The 21,221-nt window shown below is 68.1% G+C and carries 13 protein-coding genes; 8 read left to right on the top strand and 5 right to left on the bottom strand.

What is annotated here, in order from left to right; translation table 11 throughout:
• Positions 1–6 precede the first annotated feature (6 nt).
• From AB0I69_RS10665 to AB0I69_RS10695, 7 genes are all read left to right on the top strand, one after another.
• Positions 7–1,164: an MFS transporter gene (locus AB0I69_RS10665; RefSeq protein WP_363095226.1), complete on the top strand. Its 1,158-nt coding sequence runs from the start codon at positions 7–9 to the stop codon at positions 1,162–1,164.
• Between the two features lie 34 nt (positions 1,165–1,198).
• Entirely contained in the window at positions 1,199–2,209 is a 1,011-nt protein-coding gene (locus AB0I69_RS10670) for an ATP-binding cassette domain-containing protein (protein WP_363095227.1), read from the top strand.
• Between the two features lies 1 nt (position 2,210).
• The gene (locus tag AB0I69_RS10675) at positions 2,211–3,014 is read left to right on the top strand and encodes an ABC-2 family transporter protein (RefSeq protein ID WP_363095228.1); all 804 of its coding nucleotides are present in this window, start codon (positions 2,211–2,213) and stop codon (positions 3,012–3,014) included.
• Positions 3,014–3,820 (top strand): ABC-2 family transporter protein, encoded by an 807-nt coding sequence (locus AB0I69_RS10680; RefSeq protein ID WP_363095229.1) that lies wholly within the window; start codon positions 3,014–3,016, stop codon positions 3,818–3,820. The genes AB0I69_RS10675 and AB0I69_RS10680 overlap by 1 nt, the downstream gene beginning before the upstream one ends.
• A complete protein-coding gene (locus tag AB0I69_RS10685; protein WP_363095230.1) occupies positions 3,817–4,965 on the top strand; it encodes an MFS transporter in 1,149 nt (382 codons plus the stop codon). Before AB0I69_RS10680 ends, AB0I69_RS10685 begins: the two co-directional genes overlap by 4 nt.
• 76 nt (positions 4,966–5,041) lie before the next feature.
• On the top strand, positions 5,042–5,611 hold the full coding sequence (locus AB0I69_RS10690; protein WP_363095231.1) for a SigE family RNA polymerase sigma factor: 570 nt from the start codon (positions 5,042–5,044) through the stop codon (positions 5,609–5,611).
• On the top strand, positions 5,608–6,102 hold the full coding sequence (locus AB0I69_RS10695; protein WP_363095232.1) for a hypothetical protein: 495 nt from the start codon (positions 5,608–5,610) through the stop codon (positions 6,100–6,102). The genes AB0I69_RS10690 and AB0I69_RS10695 overlap by 4 nt, the downstream gene beginning before the upstream one ends.
• A gap of 115 nt (positions 6,103–6,217) precedes the next feature.
• Here AB0I69_RS10695 and AB0I69_RS10700 read toward each other — a convergent pair whose 3' ends face one another.
• The 3 genes from AB0I69_RS10700 to AB0I69_RS10710 are packed head-to-tail and all read right to left on the bottom strand — an operon-like array spanning position 6,218 to position 14,620.
• The gene (locus AB0I69_RS10700; protein WP_363095233.1) at positions 6,218–7,177 is read right to left on the bottom strand and encodes a DUF3710 domain-containing protein; all 960 of its coding nucleotides are present in this window, start codon (positions 7,175–7,177) and stop codon (positions 6,218–6,220) included.
• A gap of 13 nt (positions 7,178–7,190) precedes the next feature.
• The gene (locus AB0I69_RS10705) at positions 7,191–7,706 is read right to left on the bottom strand and encodes a DUF4265 domain-containing protein (RefSeq protein WP_363095234.1); all 516 of its coding nucleotides are present in this window, start codon (positions 7,704–7,706) and stop codon (positions 7,191–7,193) included.
• 2 nt (positions 7,707–7,708) lie between these two features.
• A complete protein-coding gene (locus tag AB0I69_RS10710; RefSeq protein WP_363095235.1) occupies positions 7,709–14,620 on the bottom strand; it encodes an RHS repeat-associated core domain-containing protein in 6,912 nt (2,303 codons plus the stop codon).
• A gap of 386 nt (positions 14,621–15,006) precedes the next feature.
• Between AB0I69_RS10710 and AB0I69_RS10715 the strand changes: the two genes are divergently transcribed.
• Positions 15,007–19,173, top strand: coding sequence for a hypothetical protein (locus tag AB0I69_RS10715; RefSeq protein WP_363095236.1), 4,167 nt, complete (start codon positions 15,007–15,009; stop codon positions 19,171–19,173).
• Positions 19,174–19,247: 74 nt separating this feature from the next.
• Here AB0I69_RS10715 and AB0I69_RS10720 read toward each other — a convergent pair whose 3' ends face one another.
• Positions 19,248–20,543, bottom strand: coding sequence for an MFS transporter (locus tag AB0I69_RS10720; protein ID WP_363095237.1), 1,296 nt, complete (start codon positions 20,541–20,543; stop codon positions 19,248–19,250).
• Positions 20,540–21,160 (bottom strand): helix-turn-helix domain-containing protein, encoded by a 621-nt coding sequence (locus AB0I69_RS10725; RefSeq protein ID WP_363095238.1) that lies wholly within the window; start codon positions 21,158–21,160, stop codon positions 20,540–20,542. Before AB0I69_RS10725 ends, AB0I69_RS10720 begins: the two co-directional genes overlap by 4 nt.
• Positions 21,161–21,221: the final 61 nt, after the last annotated feature.

The following is a 21,221-nucleotide window of genomic DNA, read 5'->3' on the forward strand; positions in this document are numbered from 1 at the left end:
ACAGTCATGAAATCGTCCGCGGCCGACCGGCTCTTCACCCGGTCGGCCGCGGTCGCGTCCTGCGTCGGGTTCATCCTCATCGGCACGCTCCAGTCCCTCTACGGCCCCGCGATCCCGGGCCTGCGCCACGAGTTCGGCCTGTCCCCCTCGGCCGCCGCCCTCGGACTGAGCCTGCACTTCACGGGCGGGGTCGCGGGCGTCCTGGCCTTCAACGCGATCCACTCCCGGATCAGCAACAGGGCTCTGCTGGCGTGGAGTTACGGCCTGATGGCGGTGGGTGCGGCCGGTTTCGCACTCGCGCCGAACTGGCCCCTCACCCTCGCCGCCGCGTTCCTCGGAGGTCTCGGCTTCGGCGGGATCGACTACGGCCTCAACCAGCTCTTCGCCGTCGGCTTCGGCGACCGTTCCACCGCCATGCTGAACGTGCTCAACGCGCACTTCGGCATCGGCGCGGTGCTCGGCCCGGCGCTCGTGGCCTGGCTCGGCCCGGACGACTACCCGTACGCCTTCGGGGCGTGCGCAGTACTGGCGACCGTGCTGATACTGGCGGGCTCAAGTGGCGTACGTACACGTGTATCTGACGTTTCATCAGCGCAGACGCCACGCAGTTCCCTGGGCCTGTCCCGTGTGCTCGTCGGCTTCCTGGTCCTCTACATCCTCAACGTGGCGGTCGAGGCGGGCGTCGGAGGCTGGGAGCCCACGCATCTGGAGACCGTGGGCTACACCGCGACCGTGGCCGCGTCGGCGACCTCGGTGTACTGGCTGATGATGACGGCGGGCCGGTTCCTCGTCGTGCCGATCACGATGCGCCACGCCCCCGAGCGCATCCTCGCGGTGTGCGCGGCCGGTATGACGGTGTGTCTGCTGTTGACGCTGATTAAAGGAGTGGCACCGGTGGCGTACGCCGGTGTTGGCTTGTTCATCGCGCCGGTCTTTCCGACGGGCTTTGCGTGGCTCAACGAGGCCCTCCCCCAGGCCAAGCGCGCCGGGGCGTGGGTGATCGCGGCCTCGAATGTCGGCGGGGTGGCGGCTCCGCCGCTGCTCGGTGTCGGGATCGAGGCCTCCGGGATCCACGCGGTGCCCTGGCTGTTGACCGTGTTGTCGGGCGGGTCGCTGCTGGCGACGCTCCGGCTGATCCGACTGACGAGGAGGTCCGCATCATGAACGCTCGGTTCCGGCTCACCCGAAGGCTGATCCAGTGAGCGCCAGCAGCATCGAGGTGCGTGGTCTGTCCCGCACCTTCCACACGACCGTCCGGCGGCCGGGCTTCGTCGGCGGTCTGCGCTCTCTCGTCAACCCGGAGCGCGTGCCCAAGCACGCCGTCTCCGACGTCACCTTCGACGTCGCCCCGGGCGAACTCCTCGCCCTGCTCGGCCCGAACGGCGCCGGCAAGTCCACCACCATCAAGATCCTCACCGGCATCCTCAGGCCCACCTCCGGCGAGGCCCGGGTGGCGGGCGTGGTGCCGTACGAGGAGCGGGAACGCAACGCCCGTAACATCGGGGCGGTGTTCGGGCAGCGGACCCAGCTCTGGTGGGACCTGCCGGTGCGCGAGTCGTTCTCGATCCTGCGGGACATCTACGAAGTGCCGAAGGCCCAACACGCGGCCCGACTGCGGGAGTTCGACGACATCCTCGAACTGTCCGCCTTCTGGGACACCCGGGTCCGCCATCTCTCGCTGGGCCAGCGGGTTCGCTGCGACCTGGCCGCCGCCCTGCTGCACGATCCGCCGGTCGTCTTCCTCGACGAGCCGACCATCGGCATGGACGTGGTCGTGAAGGAGCAGGTGCGGGAGTTCCTGCGGCACCAGGTGGAGGAGCGCGGCCGTACGGTCCTGCTGACCACGCACGACATGACGGAGGTCGCCCGGCTCGCCGAGCGGGTCGTCCTCATCAACCACGGCCGGCTGGTCCTGGACGGCACCCTCGACGAGATCCGCCGCAGGTTCGGCTCGACCTGGCAGATCCGCGCGACCCTCGCCGACGCGCACGCCGAGGTCGTGGCCCTGCCCGGCATCGCACTCGTACGGCGGGACGGCCCGCAGGTGGTCTTCGGCCCGGACGGAGCGGAGGGGCCGACCGTCCACCAGGCGCTGAAGCAGGTCATCGAGCGGTACGAGGTGACCGAAGTCGCCATGGACGAGGCCGAGTTGGAGGACGTGATGCGGGCCGCCTACGTCCAGGCCGGGCCACCGGCCGAGGAGGCCTGACATGGCCGCCCTGCACGCCTGGCGCGCCGCCCGCGTCACCCCGCTCGGCGAACTGCTCGCCCCGCCCCGCATCACGGGCGCCCTGCTCCGCCTGACGGTGCAGGTCGTACTGGTGGCGTCCCTGTGGCGCGGTCTGTACTCCCAGACCGGCGCCACCGCCGGACTCACCCGCGACCAGGCGGTGACGTACGCCGTACTGGCCGTACTCGCCTCCCGACTACGGGAGTTGGACCAGCAGGCGGGCCGGGACACGGTCCTCCAGCACATGCACTTCGGCACGATCATCTACTGGTATCTGCGCCCGCTGCCGCCCCAGCGCTACTACGCGCTACGGGCGTTCGGCGAGCAGATGTACGGGCTGGCCTGGGCGCTGACGGGCTACGTCGTCTGCCTCGCGGCCGGAGTCGTGGAGCCACCCAAGTCACCTGCCGTGGCAGGGGTGTTCGCGCTGAGCATGCTGCTGGGCCAGCTCGTCCTGTACTACGTCATGCTGCTCATCGACCAGCTCTGCTTCTGGACGCTCCGCAACGGGGCCGCGATGCTCATCCTGATCTTCGCGCAGAACCTGCTGTCCGGGGTGTACGCGCCGCTGTGGTTCTTCCCGGGCTGGTTCATCACGATGAGCCGGTTCCTGCCGTTCCAGGCCACGCTCAGTGTGCCGCTCTCTATCTACGTGGGCCGCGTGCCGTTGTCCGACGCGGGCGCCCAACTCGCCCTGCAGGCCGTGTGGGTGGCTGTCCTGTCCCTGTTCACCCGGTTCCTGTGGCGGCGCGCCGCCCGCCGGGTCGTGGCGCAAGGAGGTTGATGTCCGTGAAAGCCGTTCGGATCGTGTGGCGTATCACGCGCCTCAACTTCCGTGCCCAGCTGGAATATCGCTCCGAGTTCCTGCTGATGATCGCGATCGGCGCGATCTGGCAGGTGTCGGTGATCGTGTTCGCGACCGTACTGCTCACCCGGTTCTCCGGGATGGGCGGCTGGGACAGCTCGGACGTGCTGCTGATCCCGGCGACGCGGATGATGGCGCACGGTCTGATGGTGCTGTTCCTGGGCCGTATGCACAGCATCGGCCGGTACATCCAGGAAGGCCGGATCGACATCTATCTGGTGCGCCCGATGCCGGTCCACCGCCAGGCCCAACTGGAGTACTTCCCCACCAACGCGATCGGCGACCTGACGGTGGCGGCGGGCCTCATGGTCGGCGCGCTCAGCCGCAGCCACCTGGACTGGACGGCGGGCCGCATCGCGTACCTCATCGCCGCGCTCCTGGGCGGCATGCTCCTCGAAGCGGCCCTCTTCACGACGGTGGCGGGTGCCTCCCTCCGCTACCCGTCCGCGGGTTACTGGAGCCGCTGGGTGGAGGACCTCCTCGGCACCTTCGGCAACTACCCGCTCAACGTCCTGCCCCGCGCGGTGGGCGGCTTCCTCACCTACGGCCTTCCGCTCGCGTTCGTCGCCTTCCTCCCGGCCGCCGTGCTGACCGGGCACGGCCACCACATCGGGGTGCCGTACTGGCTGGCGGCATGCTCACCGCTCGTGGGCGTGCTGGCGTATCTCGGGTCGCGGCTGCTGTGGCGGTGGAGTCTGAGCCACTACACGGGGGTGAACGGGTGACCGCCACGGCGGTCCCGTCCGACTTACGGGCCCGTCTCGCGGTCTGCCTGGTCTTCGTCATCCTCGGCTGCACACAAGGCAGTTGGATGGCGCGCATCCCCGCGATCCGCGACCGGGTCGGACTGGACACCGCGCAATGGGGCGTGGTGTCCAGCGCGTCGGCCGCAGGGGATCTGGTCGCGCTGACCCTGATCACCGTGCTGATCGGGCGGGTGAGCACCCGGCTGCTCTGCCTGGCCGCGACCGGGCTGGTCCTGCTCAACGCACCTGTGCTGGCGGGTGCTTCGGCGGTTCCGGCGCTGGTGCTCGGCCTCGCGGTGTGGGGGCTGTCGGCCACTTTCCTGAACACGCCTGTGAACGCCCTCGCCGTCGCGGTGGAACGCGCGCACGGCCGCCCGCTGATGTCCCACTTCCACGCCTGCTTCAGCTGCGGGGTGCTGGCGGGCGGGGCCCTCGGCACGCTGGCCGCGGCGACGGGGGTACCGCCGGGGGTCCAACTGGCGGTGAGCAGCACAGTACTTGGGGCGCTGTTGCTGATGCTGGGCGGCCGACTGCCGCACGAGGAGGTCCGGACCGAACGGCGGCGGCCGCTCCGGGACCGTTTCACACCGCAGTTGGTGCTGCTGGCCGCCGTGGCGTTCCTGGCGTCCTTCGTCGAAGGCGCGGCGTCACAGTGGAGTTCGGTGTTCACGGCCGACTATCTGGACGCGGGGGCGGCCTGGGGCGCGGCGACGTACACCTGCTTCACCGTGGCGATCCTGGTCGGGCGGCTGGTGGGCGACCGGTTCGTGGCGAGGTGGGGCCGCCGTGTCTTCGTCCAGGTGTCGCTGCTGACCGTCGTACTGGGAGCGGGAGTTGGGCTCGTGCACCCCGGACTGCCGTTCGCGCTGGCCGGCTTCACGGTCGTAGGGCTGGGTCTGGCGTGTGTGCTTCCGGCGGTGTTCGCGCTGGCCGGGCGGCAGCCCGGGGTGCCGCCCGGTGAGGGAGTGTCGGTGATCACGATCGGTCAGTGGCCGGGATTTCTGCTGGCGGGACCGGCCGTGGGGCTGCTCGCGGGGGCGACGGGTCTGCGGGTGGCGCTGGCGACGCTGGCCGTCGCGGGGCTGGGGGCGGCCGTACTGACGAGGAGGGTGTCGATGGCGTGACCCAGGTCACGTCAGGGCCTTGCAGCAGATCGATGCGCTTTCCCGTCGAGGAGGGGTGACAGGAAGGGAGGAGCGTGTGGATCTGGCAGCCAAGTGGGCAGCGGGCACAGGGCTCGGCGGTGCCGGGTCGGTGGAGGAGGACTTCCACCGGTTCGCCGCCGCCCGGTCGGCCGCGTTGTTCCGGGGCGCGCTCGTCCTGACGGGCAGCCGCGACGCGGCGGAGGATCTGGTCCAGGAGACCCTGGAGCGGGCCTGCCGCAAGTGGCGCGCCATCAGCGTCAAGGACGCCCCGGACGCGTACGTACGGCGGATCATGGTCAATCTCGCCAACGACCGTTGGCGAAGATTCCGCCGTACGACCGAGCACCCGGTCGACGGCGACCCGGCCGCGCCGGGCGACGAGTACGGACGGATCGACAGCAGGGACCAGTTGGTCCGTGCGCTTCAGCAACTGCCCATGCGGATGCGGACGGTGGTGGTGCTGCGGTACTTCCACGATCTGTCCGACGCCGAGATAGCGGCCGACCTGAAGATCTCGCCGAGCACCGTCCGTTCCCAGCTGGCCCGCGGAATCGACCGGCTCAGAAGCCAGTTCCCCGCACTCTCCGACCCTTCATCACAGCAGCTCACGGAAGGAACCCGATGAGTTCGTACGACCCGCGGTCCTCCGGCTGCACACCTTTCGAAGAGGAACTGATCAACGCCATGAACAACTTCGCGCACTCCTCCGACTCGCCGGCCTTCGACACGGCCGGCATGGTCCACCGCAACCGCCGCAGGCGGGCCACCCTCATCGCCGGATTCGCCGCGGCCCTGATCCTGGCGGGCGGCGGCACGGCGCTGGCCTCCATGTCCGGCGATGCCTCGCAGCCGGCGGCGAAGCCCGCCGCCGTCGACCACAGCAAGGCCACCTTCCTGTTGGGCGGCCTCACGAAGACGCCCATCCCGGTCGACCTCACGGGCCAGGACCTGGCCACGGCCAAGGCGCAGTTCCTCAAGGCGCAGCTCAAGACCGGCACGATCGTCAAGACGAAGAGCCCCGGCTGCAAGCCGGCCTCGGTCGTCGAGCTCACTCCCCACAGCCCGAAGATCGTGACCAAGGGCGACACGATCAACGTGAAGCTCTGCGCGGGCTGATCGACCCCGTCACCGGATGAGGACCCGGTCCTGGGCGTGCGCGCGCGAGCCGCTCAGGGCAGGTGGTGGAGGTAGAGGCGACCTGGCCGCGGAACTGCTCCGGGGTCACCTCGGTTCATTCCTCGATCGGCCAGCGGATCTCCAGGTTCGTGATCTCCTGGGTCGCGTCCGCGTGAACCGCCGCCGCCGACAGGTCGACCACCGTCTGGGTGAAGAGGTGATGGGCCCGCGGGTCCACCAAGTCCGTCAGTGCCGCTGGCCCACCGTAGCTCCCACGCAGCAGCCATCCCGGCCCGTCGCACCCGACGATCCGCGTCGGCTGAAGCACCCGCTGCCCGTCCTTCACGACGAAGATCCGCGCACGGACCTCGGATCCGAGACTGCTCTCGGCCTCCTCCGCCGTACCGCCCTGATCCCGGATCCCCTGGATGATCTTCGGGCGGGTCTGCCTCCAGGCCGGCCCCACAGGAACCCTGAACACCTGAAGGCTGAGGGCGTGATCGCCGAGAGAGACGATCACCCCGACGGCACGCCCGCCGGCCATCAGCGGATGCATGCGCGCACCCTCCAGCCGCGGCACCCTCAGCACGCCGTAGTCGAACCGCTCCACTCCGGAGGGCGCCGGCGTCTCGGTCGCATCCCAGGGCCCGAACTCGCCGTCCCTCACCTGAGGACAGGTCATCTCGCCGGAATCGATCACCTCGGACCAGAGGTCTTCCGCCTCGGACAACAGAACGTCGAGAGTGCCCGCCGACGCATCGGGGCGCCAAACGTACTCCACGAGCCGGGCAACAATCTGATCCCAGCTTTTAGTCGCGTCCTCGACGCCCAGCTCAATCGCGCGGAAGTCTCCCGCGATCAACCCTGCCAGTAGCGTGTCGCCCGACTCCGCGATCCGCTCGACGAACGCCGGGTCCTCAGCTGCGGCAACACCAAGGGCCATGACGAGGAGCACGCCCGGAGTCAGTCGATCCCAGACACCGAACTCCGCAGAGGCACGGCTCTCTGAGGACAGGACCCCGTCCCGACCGTATTGCTCGACGATTCCCTCAGCACCCGCTCTGGCCTGATTCATCGGCCACCCTCTGCTATGGGAATTCCGGAACCTCTCGCCGGTGATTCACCGAAATCGCACTCTCCTGGATTTCGATTTCACCAGATCCGACTTGCCCAACGAGCCATTCACGCAATTCGCCATACTCGACCGCAGGTGGAACATCGACGGCCATATAGTTTGGAAGACTATGCGCCAATTCCCAACTGCATCCAGCATCTCGGAGTCGGGATTCGACATCCCCTCTCCCCTCTTGCTTCAGGAAGATGATCCGAATCGTCGAATGTCCTGACTCTTGCGTGAACTCCTCGAAGACGAGCTCACGGCGATCGTTGTCAGGGCGAACTTGAATGAGGTCACCAAAAGAAACTCCACGAGCAAAGAACGGCGTGTTGACAATCCGAATCTCTAGCCTGACGCTCGTCTTCTCCCCCCATAGCCGCTCCACGGAGACCGGAGGCCAGTTCGCGCTCTCCGAATCGAGGTCAAACGCAACTTTGAACAGCTTGGCGCCGCTCGCAGAAGTGGGACGCTCATTCGACTCGCCCATGGCTACTCCTCCGGAAGGAAATCTCGAAGCTCATCATCCCACTGCTCTACCGTCTTCGCCGACTTGTCTCTGTTGCAAGCCCTACAAGCTACGCAACCATTATGAGTGGCCCCGCACCCGCCTTGCACCTTCGGTATCTCATGGTCGATCTGAGCATCGTCTGGTAGACCCTTGATCGCATTGCCGGTGGCATCGCGCGAAGCCCTGCGTTCTACAGTCCTACCGCAGTAATCACACTTGAGAGTTCCGCCATTCTTAGCCTCGTTAGCATCGTAAACGGTCTGCCGTCCATTGTCCGTGAAATCCATCCCGGCACGATCGTCTGGCGAAGTTCCGCAGTTATGAACTAGGACTGGCGTGGCCCCCGCCAGCACATAGTAGGTGTGGAGGGTCCCGACAGTGAGGTCGTACGTGGTGCTGTGCTGATGGAAGTTCCGCACCCCGCGAATGACGACCGTCGTACCGTCTGGCTGGCGGAGCTTGGTGCCGACGGTGAGGTAGCGGGCGTCGGTCCAGCGGTGGTGGGTGGCGTCCCAGAAGGGGTGGTGCCAGGTGGTGGTGAGGGTCTGGGCGTCGGTCTTCTTGAGCTGCGGCGGACCCCGGACCGGCGCCGTGTCCAGGGTCAGAGTCGTGAAGTCCTTGTCCGTCGTGGTGACGATGACGTTCTGGACCTTCTCTGGGGCCGTGACGCCCGTCTGCGGGTCCGTCGCCAGGACCGTGTCGCCGACCTTGACCTTGCTGATCGGTTTGGATGAGCCGTCTGCGAGGCGGACTTCCGTGCTGGGTACGAAGCTGTGGGTTGCGCAGCTGGCTGCTTCGGCCCCGGCTCCTTCCGTCTTCTCCGCTTCCAGGACCATGTGCTCGGCCTTGACGGCGTCGTCGGCGATCTTCGCGGCTTCCTCCGCGTCCTTGACCGCGGTGTACGCATGGTCAAGGGCTCGCCAGACCTTGAACGCCTCGACACCTACCTTGATGGCCTTGAAAACCTTGCCCCAGGGCACCGCTGTCAGGGCCGTGTTGACGCAGCCCATGACGTCGCCCTTGGTGAAGCAGTTGTAGGCGTCGGTGAGGCCGATGACGTCCGCGACCAGGCTGAGCAGGCGGTGTTTGAACCCTGAAACCTGTCTCTTCGCCGCGGCGGCCGCGGCGTTCGCTGTCGCTTTCTGGCGCTCCAGGGCGCGTTCTTCGTCGTGGACACGTTGCGAGCTGTCGGCGACGTCCGCCTTGTACTTCTTGGCGTACGACTTGGTGTTGGTGGGTGTGCTGCCCGAGCCCGGGTGGTCGTGCAGCGCCGGTGAGTTGGGGTCCCTGTCGGTGGGTGTGCGGTTGAGGCAGGCGGGGCAGTTGCGGGTCGGGCAGTCGGCCTCCGCACAGCCGCCGCTGGGGTCGGACGTGGTGACCGGGGTGTCGTCCGCGTAGTCGTAGGCGTTCCAGGACTGCGGGGAGCCGGTGTCCAGGACAGGGTCGGGGCTGAGGAAGCGGCCGATGGACGGGTCGTACTCGCGGGCGCCGAGGTTGGTCAGGCCCGTGTTGTCGTCCTGGGTGCCGCCGACGTAGCCCTGCTGGCCGATCCAGGTCCCGGTCTGGTCGCGTGTTTCGCCGAAGGGTTTGTACTGGCGGCGGGTGACCTGCTGTGTCTGGGAGTCGATCTCCATAGTGCCGGTGCCCTGGCGGTCGGGGACCAGGTAGGTGAACTTGCCGTCGGAGGAGTGGGTGGCCACGGTTTCGCCGGCGATGGAGATGTAGCGCACGCCGTCGGCGCTGGTGGCCCCGGCCTTGAGGGTGATCTCCTCGTCGCCCGTGTAGAGGGTGGTTCCGTCGGGGCTGTGCCGGAGCAGCAGGCTGCCGTCGGCGTCGTACAGGTACTTGGTGTCCCCGCTTGATCCCGTCGAGGACAGCTCCGACAGGTTGTCCTCGTCGTCGTACGTGAGGGTGTCGGTGCCCGCGCGGGTGGTGCGGGTCAGGACGTTGCCGTCCTGGTCGTAGGTGTAGGCGTTGGTGGTGTTGGCCGTCGAGTTGCCGGGCACCACCGTGTTCACCTGGGACACCGCGTGGGCCGGACCCTTGCCCGCCGCGAACGGGGTGTACGAGGCCGTCGCGTCGTGGGTGGCGTCGCCCGTCGTGTCGTGGTCGACCTGCGAGGAACGGGCTCCCGTCGCGTCGTAGGACCATGACTGCCAGTACGGCGACGGACCGCCCACCGTTGTCGAGGCGCCGGACGCGGGGGTCGCCGCGCAGTCGTCGGTGGCCGTCCACGCGTCCTTCAGGTGCTGCGCCCAGTCGTAGTCGAAGCACTGGGTGTCGGTCGAGCCGGTCTCCAGCTTGTCGGTGATCTTCGTGACGTTGCCGGACGGCTGGTAGGAGTAACTGGTCTTGTCGGCTATCGCGGCACCCGACTTGGTGATGGTGGTCGAGTCGGTCAGCCGGTGGGTCTGGTCGTCGTAGTTCAGGGTCTGCTGGGCGAAGTTGCCCGAGGTGCCGTAGGTGAGCTGGTAGGGCTCGTCGAACTCCGTGTAGCTGAGCTTGTCGACGTAGTCCCAGGTGTCGCCGGCGACCGTGATGGGGCGGTCGAAGGCGTCGTAGGTGTAACCGACCGTCTCCTGCGGCAGCTTGACCGTGGTCGGTACGGCGTCGGTGTACGAGGAGATCGTGCCGGTGAGGTTGTAGCGGTTCTGAGTGGTGTACGTCCCCTGCAGCGCGCCCTCGGTCGCCGGGATCACCAACTGGGTTGCCTGCGGCCAGCCGTGACTGTCGTATCCGGCCACCTTCTCCGTGTAGGCGGAGCCGCCGGTGCCGCCCACGTAACGGATCGAGGCGGTGGGCTCGCCCTTCTTCAGCGTGTCGTACGTCCAGGCAGCCAGTTCGTTGCCGGTGGACTGCGCGGCGCCGCCGGTGGTTTCGAACTCGGCCTTCTTACGGCCCATTTCGTCGTACGTGTCGCTGATGGTCTTGCCGCGGGCGTCGGTCGTGGTCATCAACTGGCCGGCGTTGTCGTACGTGGAGCTGGAGGAGCCGGTGTCGGGGTCGGTCTGGGAGGTGCGACGGCCCAGGAGGTCGTAGCCGCTGGACCAGGTGTGGCCCTGGCCGTCGTCCTCGCCGGTCTGGTGGCCGGATGTGTCGTAGGAGTAGGTGACGGTGTCGGCCGCACCGGTGGCTGTGGTGCCGTGGTAGCGCAGCAGCTTGACCACTTGGTCGCGGGCGTCGGTGTACGTGGTGGTGGGTGTGGCGCCGAAGGGCGTGGTCCCCGCGGACGGAGTGACGTCGACGCGGTCGGAGCCGGGGTAGGCGGTGGTGGTGCGCCAGGTCTCGGACGCGAAGTGGTAGGCGATCGAGGCTGTGACCCGGCCCGCGCCGTCGTAGAACGTGCCGGTCTGGGACGGGGTCTGGTTGTCGGGCGCGTCGACCGGCGTGCCGGAGGGGGCACCGCTGTTGTAGTACGCGTCGGAGGAGCTGACCGCCCAGCCGTGCGAGTCGTAGACGGTGTCGGTGATCGTACGGCCGCCGTCGACCGTCGCCGTCTGCGTCTCGCGCGGGCGCAGCATCGCGTCGTAGATCGAGATGGAGGTGCGGTAGGCGTTGTCGTCGGTGAGGGTCTGGGTGGTGACCGTGGACGGCACCGACGGCGAGAGGTTGTAGCTGTACTTGATGTTGGGGTTGTTGTCGGTGGGGAAGCCCGGGCTCCACACCGCGGTCAGGCGGCCCAGCGGGTCGTAGGCGCTGGTGGTGGAGTATCCGGCCGCGTCTGTGGTCTTCAGGTCCAGGCCGCGGGCCGGGTCGAGCGTGGTCGTGGTGGCGAAGCCCGCGGTCTGGCCCGTGACCTTCGGCCGGGTGACCGTGATGGCGGTCGGGGACGCGCCGGCGGTCGGGGTGTAGGCCGTGGTCGTGACGCGGCCGTCGGCGTCGGTCTCGGTGAGTTCGCGGCCGTAGGAGTCGTAGGTGTTCTTCAGTGCCGTGATGTAGTGCGGGGTGCCGTCGTCGGCGACCGAGTCGGCCTTCTGGACCATCGTGACGTCGCCCTTGGCGGGCGTGGCGGTGTTGTCCGTGGAGCCGTCGAAGAAGGTGAGGTCGTCGCTGATCAGGTCGTGCGGGTACTTCGGCGTGGCGGAGCAGGAGACCGCGACCTCCTGGACGCGGCGCGGGATCGGCAGCAGGTTGCCGGAGGCGTCCGTCGCGTACCAGGTGCGGCTGCACTTGTCGTCGCTCGACGTCGCGATGTCGCCCTGGTCGTCGACGCTCTTGGGCAGACCGGTGGCGTCGTCGATCGAGTAGTCGACCTCCGTCGTGCGCTTGGTTCCGTCCGCCTTGGTGGTGACGGTGCGGGCCCGCTGGATGTTGGTGCGGTGGGCGAGCAGCGGGTCCAGGGTCGCCTTCGTACGGGACTGGGTGGCCGTCGCCGCCGAGGTCCAGGGGTCGGTGACGCTGTCCGAGAGGAGCGCGCCGCCGTCGCCGTTGTAGGACTGCGCTTCGTAGGTCTGGCCGGCCAGCCAGTCGGAGTCCTTCTGCGGGTCGTCGTTCGCGGTGTCGTTGAGCGTGACACTGCGGGTACCGCTTGAAGTCTTGTCGCCGTCCATGCCCCGGAAGTACGTCTCCCGGGACAGCGTGATCTGCGCGGGTGCCGTGCCGGTCCGGGTCTCGACCGTGCCGTAGCCGCGCCACTGGTTCCAGGTGCGGTACTTGGCCTGGGTCAGCGGGTCGTCGTTGTAGTGCCAGGCCGGGTCGCCGACGTACTTGTACGACGTCTGGACGGGGAGCCCGCCGGCCGTGGGGTCCTGCGTCGTCACGGAGTTGACGAGGAACTTGTTGAACCAGTCCAGCTGCGGTGAGGTCTGGCCCGGTGCTGTCCAGTACTGCGGGTAGCAGCGGTAGGTGTTGTCGTCCTGGCTGGACGGCAGCACCGGGGTGCCCGTGCGGTGGCACTGGGGCGCGGTGTAGTTGACGGTGGTCACTTCGCCGGATTCGGTGGTAACCGTGGTCATCCGGTAGCGGGTGATCGGCTGGTAACCGTCGAGGCCGTCCACGCGGTTGGCCAGCGCCTGTCCGGCGAACTTCACCGGCGGCAGGTCGAGGCTTCCGCCGTCCTTGCCGGTGTGCACGATCTGGCTCAGCCACAGTGACGGGGTGGTGGTGTCCCCGGTGGGCGGGAAGGTGTGGGTCAGCGTCCAGGCGTCGACGTTCTGGTAGGCGGTGCCGACCAGGGTCTGGGTGCGGATGCCCGTCAGACGCTTGGTGCTGAAGAACGACAGGCCGTGGTTGTTGCAGGTGCCCGTTGAGGCACAGGTCTGGTCGACGGGGACGTCCGGCCAGTGCGAGGCGTTGGCGGTCGTCATCTTCGTCGTGGCGCAGTCGAAGCCGGAGTCGGCCAGGCAGCGCTCGGAAGTGTCGAAGAAGACCTGGGCTGCGGCCGGGGCAGTGGTGTCGTAGACCTTGCCGGCCAGTTGCCCGTACTGGATCTTGGAGAGGTAGCCGTCGCGGGCGTACGTGGTCGGGGTGGTGGCGTTGTCCCGGCCGTAATAGCCGGTCTCGGGTGTGTACCAGTAGCTGATGGCGTTGCCGTGCGGGTCGACGGTGTAGTCGAGGTTCCAGCGGTAGCCCTGCTGGCACCAGGAGTCGGCGAAGGTGGCCGCGTGACACGGCTCGGTGGCGTCGTTGCCGTAGACGGGCGCGGTGAAGACCGAGTTGGTGGTCGCGTTGCCCGTCGCCCAGCCGGGCAGCCGGTTCTTGCCGAAGTAGTACTGCGTGCCGTCGGCGGTGGTGACGACGAAGTATTCGTTGTCGTTGTCGCCGTTGACCGTGTCGGTCTTGACCTCGATCTTCTCGCCGTTGTCGCCCTGCGGGTGCCAGGTACCCGACTTGTCGTCGTGGACAAGGGTGTTGGACGAGCCGTTCAGCGACAGAGTGAGCGAGTCGACGTCGTCGGACCAGCATTCGTCCGAGGTCTTGGGGGTGCTGTTCGCCGTGTCGTCGGAGCAGGAGGCGTAGCTGCGCTCGACGAAGCCGGGTGAGTAGTCCCAGCCGTCGCCGATCCAGGAGGACTGGGCGTTCGTCGAGGAGGTGCGCCCGTCGACGCTCTGCGAGCTGTAGCCGAGGGACACGTTCGGGGCCAGGCCGCCGGGCACATCGGGCACCGAGATGGGGTACGAGTAGCTGAAGGCACCGGCCGAGTCGCCGGCCGACCACTGGCCGGACGGGGCCAGGGCGGTGGCCGCATAGCTGCCGCCGCCGCCCGTAGCGGCAGCCTCCGCCGCGAGCACCATCGGCTGCGCCGTAGTCGTGGCGGCCAGCGCGATCTCGGCCGAGACCGTCTGGGTCTTTGCGTCGTTGGTCGAGGCCAGCGGGGTCTGCTTGCGGCAGGCGGTGGCTTGCGGGGTGGTCAGAGCACAGGCCGGTAGTTGGACGAGGCGCAGCCGGCCTGCCCAGTCACCGCCGTAGGCGTCCTTGAACGCCGAGTAGTTCAGGCCCACTTGGGCGATGCCACCCGAAGTGGTGCTGTCGGGCCGCACGGTGAGGACGACGCCGTTCAGAGCGAGTTTCTGCGCGGCCGTCTGGCCCGGAAGCGACACGTGGACGCGGGTTCCCGCATCCACCCGGTGTGCGCTCTTCGCCGCGGCAACCGTCACCGGGACGCCGTCAGCCCGCTCGGCGGCGGCGCCGCGTGCGGGGACCGCCACGTCGGCCGCCCCCTTGGCGGGCCAGGTCTTGTGGGCCTGGGCGGCGCTCCAGCGCCCCATCTGCGGCACCTTCGCGACCTTGCCCTTGACCGGCGTGACGGGAACCGACGGTTCCTTCTTCGCCTTCACAAGGTAATTCGCGTGCTGTTCAGCCGCAAGCGCGTCCGCCGGCGCGATAAACCCGACCAGCAGACTGAGCACACCGATTGCGACGATCCACAAAGCGGGCACCCTGCGTATCCGCATGGTCTTTCTGTAAATCCGCCAACGTGAATTGCGACGCACTCCGGACCCCCCATTCCAGCACGGCTGTCGAGGGCCTATTGGATCAGACCAAAGAGTCTCCTCACAGCCCCTTCACATGTTCAAAAGGTATAGAGATCGCCACGTATCACCCTCCTTTCGACCAAAATTCGACGCCAAATGCACCAACTACCCCATGAACATGAGCGATTACCCAACAAGAACCTCAACCGGCCCATGCGGCAGCAAAGTTGCACACTTCATCTACACCGCTGGCGATCTTCACCGCGGCGAATTCCTTCCTCACACTGTTGTCGCCTTGCTCTGATTGCGGGTAGCCTCCCTCGCGCCCATAGGTGCTTTTCACTCGGACTCAAACTGGGGGGCAGATGTCCGACCGTTTCCGCCGAATTTCCACCGGCGATCCATTCAAAAGGAGCCCGCGAATACCGGGCAGATTCCTGGTTCTCGCCACGGTCAGCGCGCTCTGCCTGGCACCGCTCGCCGCTCAACCCGCCACCGCGGATTCCGGACCGGGCTCCGTCGCGGATGTCAACACCGGCCGACCGGACCTGACGCCGGCGCCGGCGGATGACACGAAGTCACCGGATCCGACCGGGTCCCTGCGCCCGACCTATGACGACGGCGGGCTGACGACGGCCGAGGAGTCGGCGCTGTCCAGCGCGCAGAAGCAAGCCGCGGCGAGCGGCGAGCCGGTCCGGGTCGACGCCCTGACCACCGAGACGGCCACCACGACGGCGAACCCGTCGGGCACCGTCACCTACGACTCCAGCGTGCTGCCCGTACGGGTCCGTGAGGCGCACCGCTGGGTCCCGGTCGACGCCACCCTGACGCGCAATGCGGACGGCACCTGGAGTCCTACGGCCGCGGCCGAACCGCTCGCCTTCTCCGACGGTGGCACCAGCCCCCTTGCCACCATGACCGAGGGCAAGGCATCCCTCGCCGTGTCCTGGCCCCGCACTCTGCCCACCCCGCACGCCTCCGGCGCCAGCCTGACCTACCCGAGCGTGCTGCCCGGCGTAGACCTCCGCGTCACCGCCGACACCCAGGGCGGCTGGTCACAGGTCCTCGTCGTCAAGAACGCCCAGGCCGCAGCCGACCCAGCCCTCGCCCAACTCGCCCTCACCACAAGGGCGAAAGGCGTCACCGTCGCTGACGACGGGCACGGCAACCTCTCCGCGACCACACCGGACGGCAAGGTGCTCTTCAGCGCCCCGCAGCCGGCGATGTGGGACTCCAGCGGCACCGGCGCGGCACACACCGCCCCGGAATCCGGCCCTGCCCCGAAGGCCCGGGTGGCCCGTGTCCAGGGACACCTGCACGGCAAGACCCTGTCTCTCGTGCCTGACGCCAAGCTGCTCACCGACGCACACACCCGGTTCCCGGTCTTCATCGACCCGACCTGGAACCCGCACTACGCCACTGGCTCCAAGCAGCACTACGTAGAGACCCAGCAGGGGTGTCCCACAGCGAAGAACTACGACTCCACCCAGTACGGCGACCCGGGCGTCGGCTACAACAGTTGGTCCGGCTGCATCGGCGGCGAGCGCTCCTACTTCCAGCTCGCCGTGCCCTCAAGCGTCGACGGTGCGCACATCGTCTCGGCCACCGTGAACGTCAAGGAGAACTACTCCGCCAGCTGCAGTCTCTCCTCGGACGTCTATCTCTACTGGTCCGGCGCAATCAGCTCCTCGACCACCTGGAACACCAAGCCGACGCTGACCGGCAAACTGGCCACCAAGAGCTTCGGCCCGGCCTGCACCAGCGAACCCTCCGGCGGCTTCTCGGTGACCGACACCATCAAAAAGGGTGCCAAGGTGCCCTGGAAGAGCTGGACGTTCGCCCTCGTCAACAGCCAGAACGGCAGCGGCGACGGCAACTACTTCAAACGCTTCGACAACAACCCCTCGATGTCCATCACCTACAACCACGTGCCCAACAAACCCGGCACGCTGGCCACCAAGGTCGGCTCCACCTCGCTCGGCTGCGGCACCGCCACGCCCTACCCGATCGTCGGCAAGACCCTGGCCACCACCCCGCCCACCCTCAACGCCACCATCAGCGACACCGACAAGGACGCCCTGGCCGCCACCTACTCGTACTGGGTCGGCAGCGGCACGGCCACCACAACGGCCAGCGCCACCGTCGCCAGCGGCGCCAACGCACCCAAACAGCTGCCCTCGACGTTCATGAGCGGCCTCGCCGACGGCAGCCTGGTCAGCTGGAAGGTCACCTCCTCCGACGGCGAGGACACCTCCGCCGTCTCGGCCACCTGCCACTTCACCGTCGACCTGCACAGCCCTGCCCAGCCCACGGTCAAATCCGCGGACAGCCTGTACCCGGAGGACGCACCGGGCATCACCGCCGCCGGCACGGCAGGCAAGTTCACTCTCTCCGTGAACCCTGGCACGAACGGCAACAACGCCACCAAGTTCTTCTACGGCCTGGACGCCGCGCCGCCCACGTCCAACACTCCAGCCGCGCAGACCGTGACGGCCAGCAACAACGCCGCCACGATCACGGTGACACCCGTGGCACCGGGCACTCACACGCTCTACGTCAACGCCATCGACTCGGCCGGCAACGTCTCCTCCCAGCAACAGTACGAGTTCACCGCGATCGGGCACGCCGCGAAGACCTACGCCAGCCTGCAGGCGGCCTTCGACAACACCGCCACCACCGACGACAGCAACCGCACCACCGCCGACGTCGACGGAGCGGGCGGTTCTCTGTCCCTGCAGGACCTCAAGGCGGCCGGCTGGCAGCCGACGGGCAAAATCACGGTGGACGGCGCAACCTTCACCCTGCCCAACTTCGGTGCGGGCACCGGCGACAACGTGCTGGCCGCCAACCAGACCGTCCAGATGAACGGCACGAGCGGCCAGGCCCTCGTCCTCCTCGGCTTCTCGACCTACGGGTCCGTCGGCTCCCAGCACCAGGACGGCGACACGACCAGCCCCGTCGTGCCCGACAACACCAACACGTCCGCCACCAAATGCAGCCTGGGCAACGGCACCTACGAAGACTGCGTCACGCCGACGGGATCCATCACCTATGGAGACGGCACCTCGCAGCCCTACTACCTGACCATGCCCGACTGGGTGGACGGCCCCGACTCCCTGGCCGCGGTCACCCTGCCGCACCGCAACATCCCCACCGCCCAGATCACCCACAGCACCAACATCTACGCCTTCGCGGTGCCCCTGAAGGCCGGCGCCACCGTCAATTCGGTGACACTGCCCGACCTGGCCGACGCCGCGCGCAAGTACGTGCCGGGAATGCACATCATCGGCATGTCCGTCCGCGACACCACCACCGCGGCCAACAGCGCCACCTGGACCGGTAGTTGGAGTGCACCCACCGAAGAGCGGTTCCAGTTCTCGTCCATGGGCGCCTTCAGCAACCAGACCTTCCGGATTGTCACCCAGACCAGCGCCGGCGGCGACAACGTGCGGCTGCGCCTCTCCGATGCCCTGGGTACCAGCCCGCTGACCCTCGACCATGTCACCGTCGCCCGGTACAGCAGCGGCGCGACGACGACAGCCACTCCGGTCGACGTCACCTTCGGTGGCAGTAAATCGGTGGTGATCCCTGAGGGCGGCGAACTCTACAGTGACCCCATCCCTATGACGGTCGCGCAGGGCACCTCTCTCACAACCAGCATCCACCTGGTCAACCAGGTGGACTACCTGGTCATGCACCCCTGGGCCTCGCCGGACACGCTGGGCTACATCAGCCCCGTCGGCAGCGGCGACCACACCACCGACACAGCCAGCACGGCGTTCAACGCCACGGGCTCGGTGGCGGGCCGCTTCTCCGACATCCTGACCGGAGTGGACATCACCAGCACGGACAACCGGCCGACCGTCTCCGTCATGGGCGACGGACTCGTCAACAGCAGCACCACAGGCACCACTGCCGGTTATCAGACCCAGCGGTACAACAACGACCTCTCCTACCGCCTGCGCACCAACACCGACGGCGTACCGGTCTACGGCGTTGTGAACTCCGGCATCGAGAGCAACTTCCTCAGCACGGACGAGGGCGCCGGCGGCCGCTCAGCACTCACCCGCCTCGACCGCGACGTCCTGTCCATCCCCAATGTGCGTACCGTCGTGGTCACCCAAGGCTTGGAGGACATCGTCGCCGGCCACGACGACGTCGACGTCGACAGCGCCCTCGGTCTCCTGCGCGACCAGCTCAAGGGCTGGGGCATCAAGGTCATCTTCACCACGCTGACTCCCTGCGACGGCTACAGCGCCTGCACGGCAGCGGTCGACCAGAACCGCATCGACACCAACACCTGGATCACCGACCAAGCCGACTTCACCTCACCGACGGTGAGTTACGTGGACGCCGAAGCGGTCGTGGCGGTCACCGACACGGCGAGCACTGCGGACCCGCAAGCGCTGAAGCTGGGCAACGACGCGGCTCCGGCGGACTTCGACGCCGGCGACCACGTCAACCTGACCGCGGACGGCTACAGCGCCATCAGCAACGCCTTCGACCTGGCTTCGTTGGGGCCGGACACGTAACACCGATCTCGCTGCCCGCCCGAACCACAACCACCCGCCCTCCCACTGCCGTTGCCGTGGGAGGGCGGCCCACGTCAGTCCGAGTGCGCCACGGCCACCCCGCCGGCCGGCGCACGCCCCAACTCCCTTATCCCCGGTATCGGTGAGGCGACCAGCCACAGCACCGAGACCGCACCCCCGACCCCGGCGACCACCAGCGTCACCCTCAGGCCCCCCAGCGTGGCCAGTTCACCGCCGACCAACGCGCCCAGCGGACGCACCCCGTAGTTGACGGTGCTGTACGCGCCGGCCACGCGGCTGCGCAGGCCGTTGGGGACCACCGATGCCTGGAGGGAGTTGAGGTTGACGTCGAAGAGCATGACGCCGAAGGCGGAGAGGAACTCGGCGGCGCCCAGGATGCCGAGGCGGGCCCAGACCGGACCGGTGGCCGCCGCGACCAGGGCGATGGGGGCGGGGAAGAGAACTGCTCCGACAGCGACGCTGCGGCCGACGCCGATCCGGCGGGCGATGCCCGGGGACGCCACCGCGCCCAGCAGGCCGCCCGTCGCGCCCACCCCGAACGCCAACCCGATGGCGCCGGGCGACAGTTGGAGGACCCGGTCGGCGAACAGCACGAGCAGGCCGGTGCCCGTGAGGAACGTGAAGAAGTTGAGGGTCGTCGCGCAGAGGAGCCCCGCCCGCATGACGGGCTCGTGGATCACGAAGGCCAGCCCCTCCCTCGCGCGCCGCAACAACGAAGGTCCCGTCGACACCGTAGGAGCCGGCTCGTCGACTCGCGTGCGGCCGACCAGGATCGCCGACGCCATGAACGACAGCGCGTCGGCGATCACCGCGACCGGTGCCGTCAACGCCTGGACCAGGCCGCCGCCGATCGCGGGGCCGGCGATGAAGGACGCCGATCTGCTCGCGCTGAGCTTGCTGTTCGCCTCTACGTACGAGTCCGGCGGTACGAGGTGGGCGAAGAAGGACGAGTAGGCCGTGTTGAACACGACCGCCGCCGTACCGGTCAGCAGGGCCACCGTGTACAGCTGGCCGAGCGTCACCGTGTCGAGCACGTAGGCGATCGGGAGGGTGAGCAGTACTGCGGCTCGGAACAGGTCCGCGAGCAGCATGAGTTGTCGTTTGCCTGGGCGGTGGTCGACCCAGGCACCCAGGAACAGGCCGAGCAGGTTCGGGGTCCAGACGAGGGCGGTCAACCAGGCGACCTGGTTCGCGGAGGCGTGCAGAGCGCCAACTGCCATGAGAGGCAAAGCCAGTTCGGAGATACGGTCGCCGAACTGCGAGACGGACTGGCCACACCAGAACCGCACGAAGCGGCGGTCACGCCACAGGCCGCCTGACGCGGGCCGAGGCGTCCATCGGCCCTTCATTCCGGTATGTCCGTCTCGCTGTCCTCGTTCTCGGTCTCACTCGCGGAGCCCTCCGGCAGGGCGTACATCAGCAGGCGGACGCCCCGGCCGTCCGGCGGCCGTCGGTCCGGTCGGCGGACGACGTACGGCGCGATCAGTTCCTCGAACGCGTCCTTCAGCGCGGCCAGTTCCTCCGCCGTCACCACGATCCGCGTGTTGTTCGCCCCGGCGAGCCCGGTCCACTCCGGTTCCAGTCCGGGTGCCGTGTCCATGAGCCAGCGCAGGGGCAGGTCGGCGTTGCGCGCGAACATCTCACCGGCCAGCAACTGCGCCGCCGACCGGCCCTCCTCGTCCTCCGGCACCTCGACTCGGAAACCCCGTGCCACCGCCGCCCAGCGCCGCTCCCGCCGGTCCGTCCCGCCCTCCGCGTCGCGGACCAGGCCGAAGCCGGCGAGGTGGCGTAGATGCCAGCTGGTGACGGACGGGGTGGCGCCCACGTGCGGTGCGAGCCGGGAGGCGGTGGCGGGGCCGTGGCGCTGTAGGCGTTCGAGGATCGCGAGCCGCACGGGATGCGCCAGCGCGCGCATGACCTTCGGGTCGGATATCTCTGTGTCACCGAAACGGTTGCCGGAATCCATACTCTGAGAGTGTTCTCCCAGAAAGCCTGAGAGTCAACTCTCAGATTCTCTACGCCAGTTG

The sequence above is a fragment of the Streptomyces sp. NPDC050508 genome (assembly GCF_040655155.1).
Classification (GTDB): domain Bacteria; phylum Actinomycetota; class Actinomycetes; order Streptomycetales; family Streptomycetaceae; genus Streptomyces.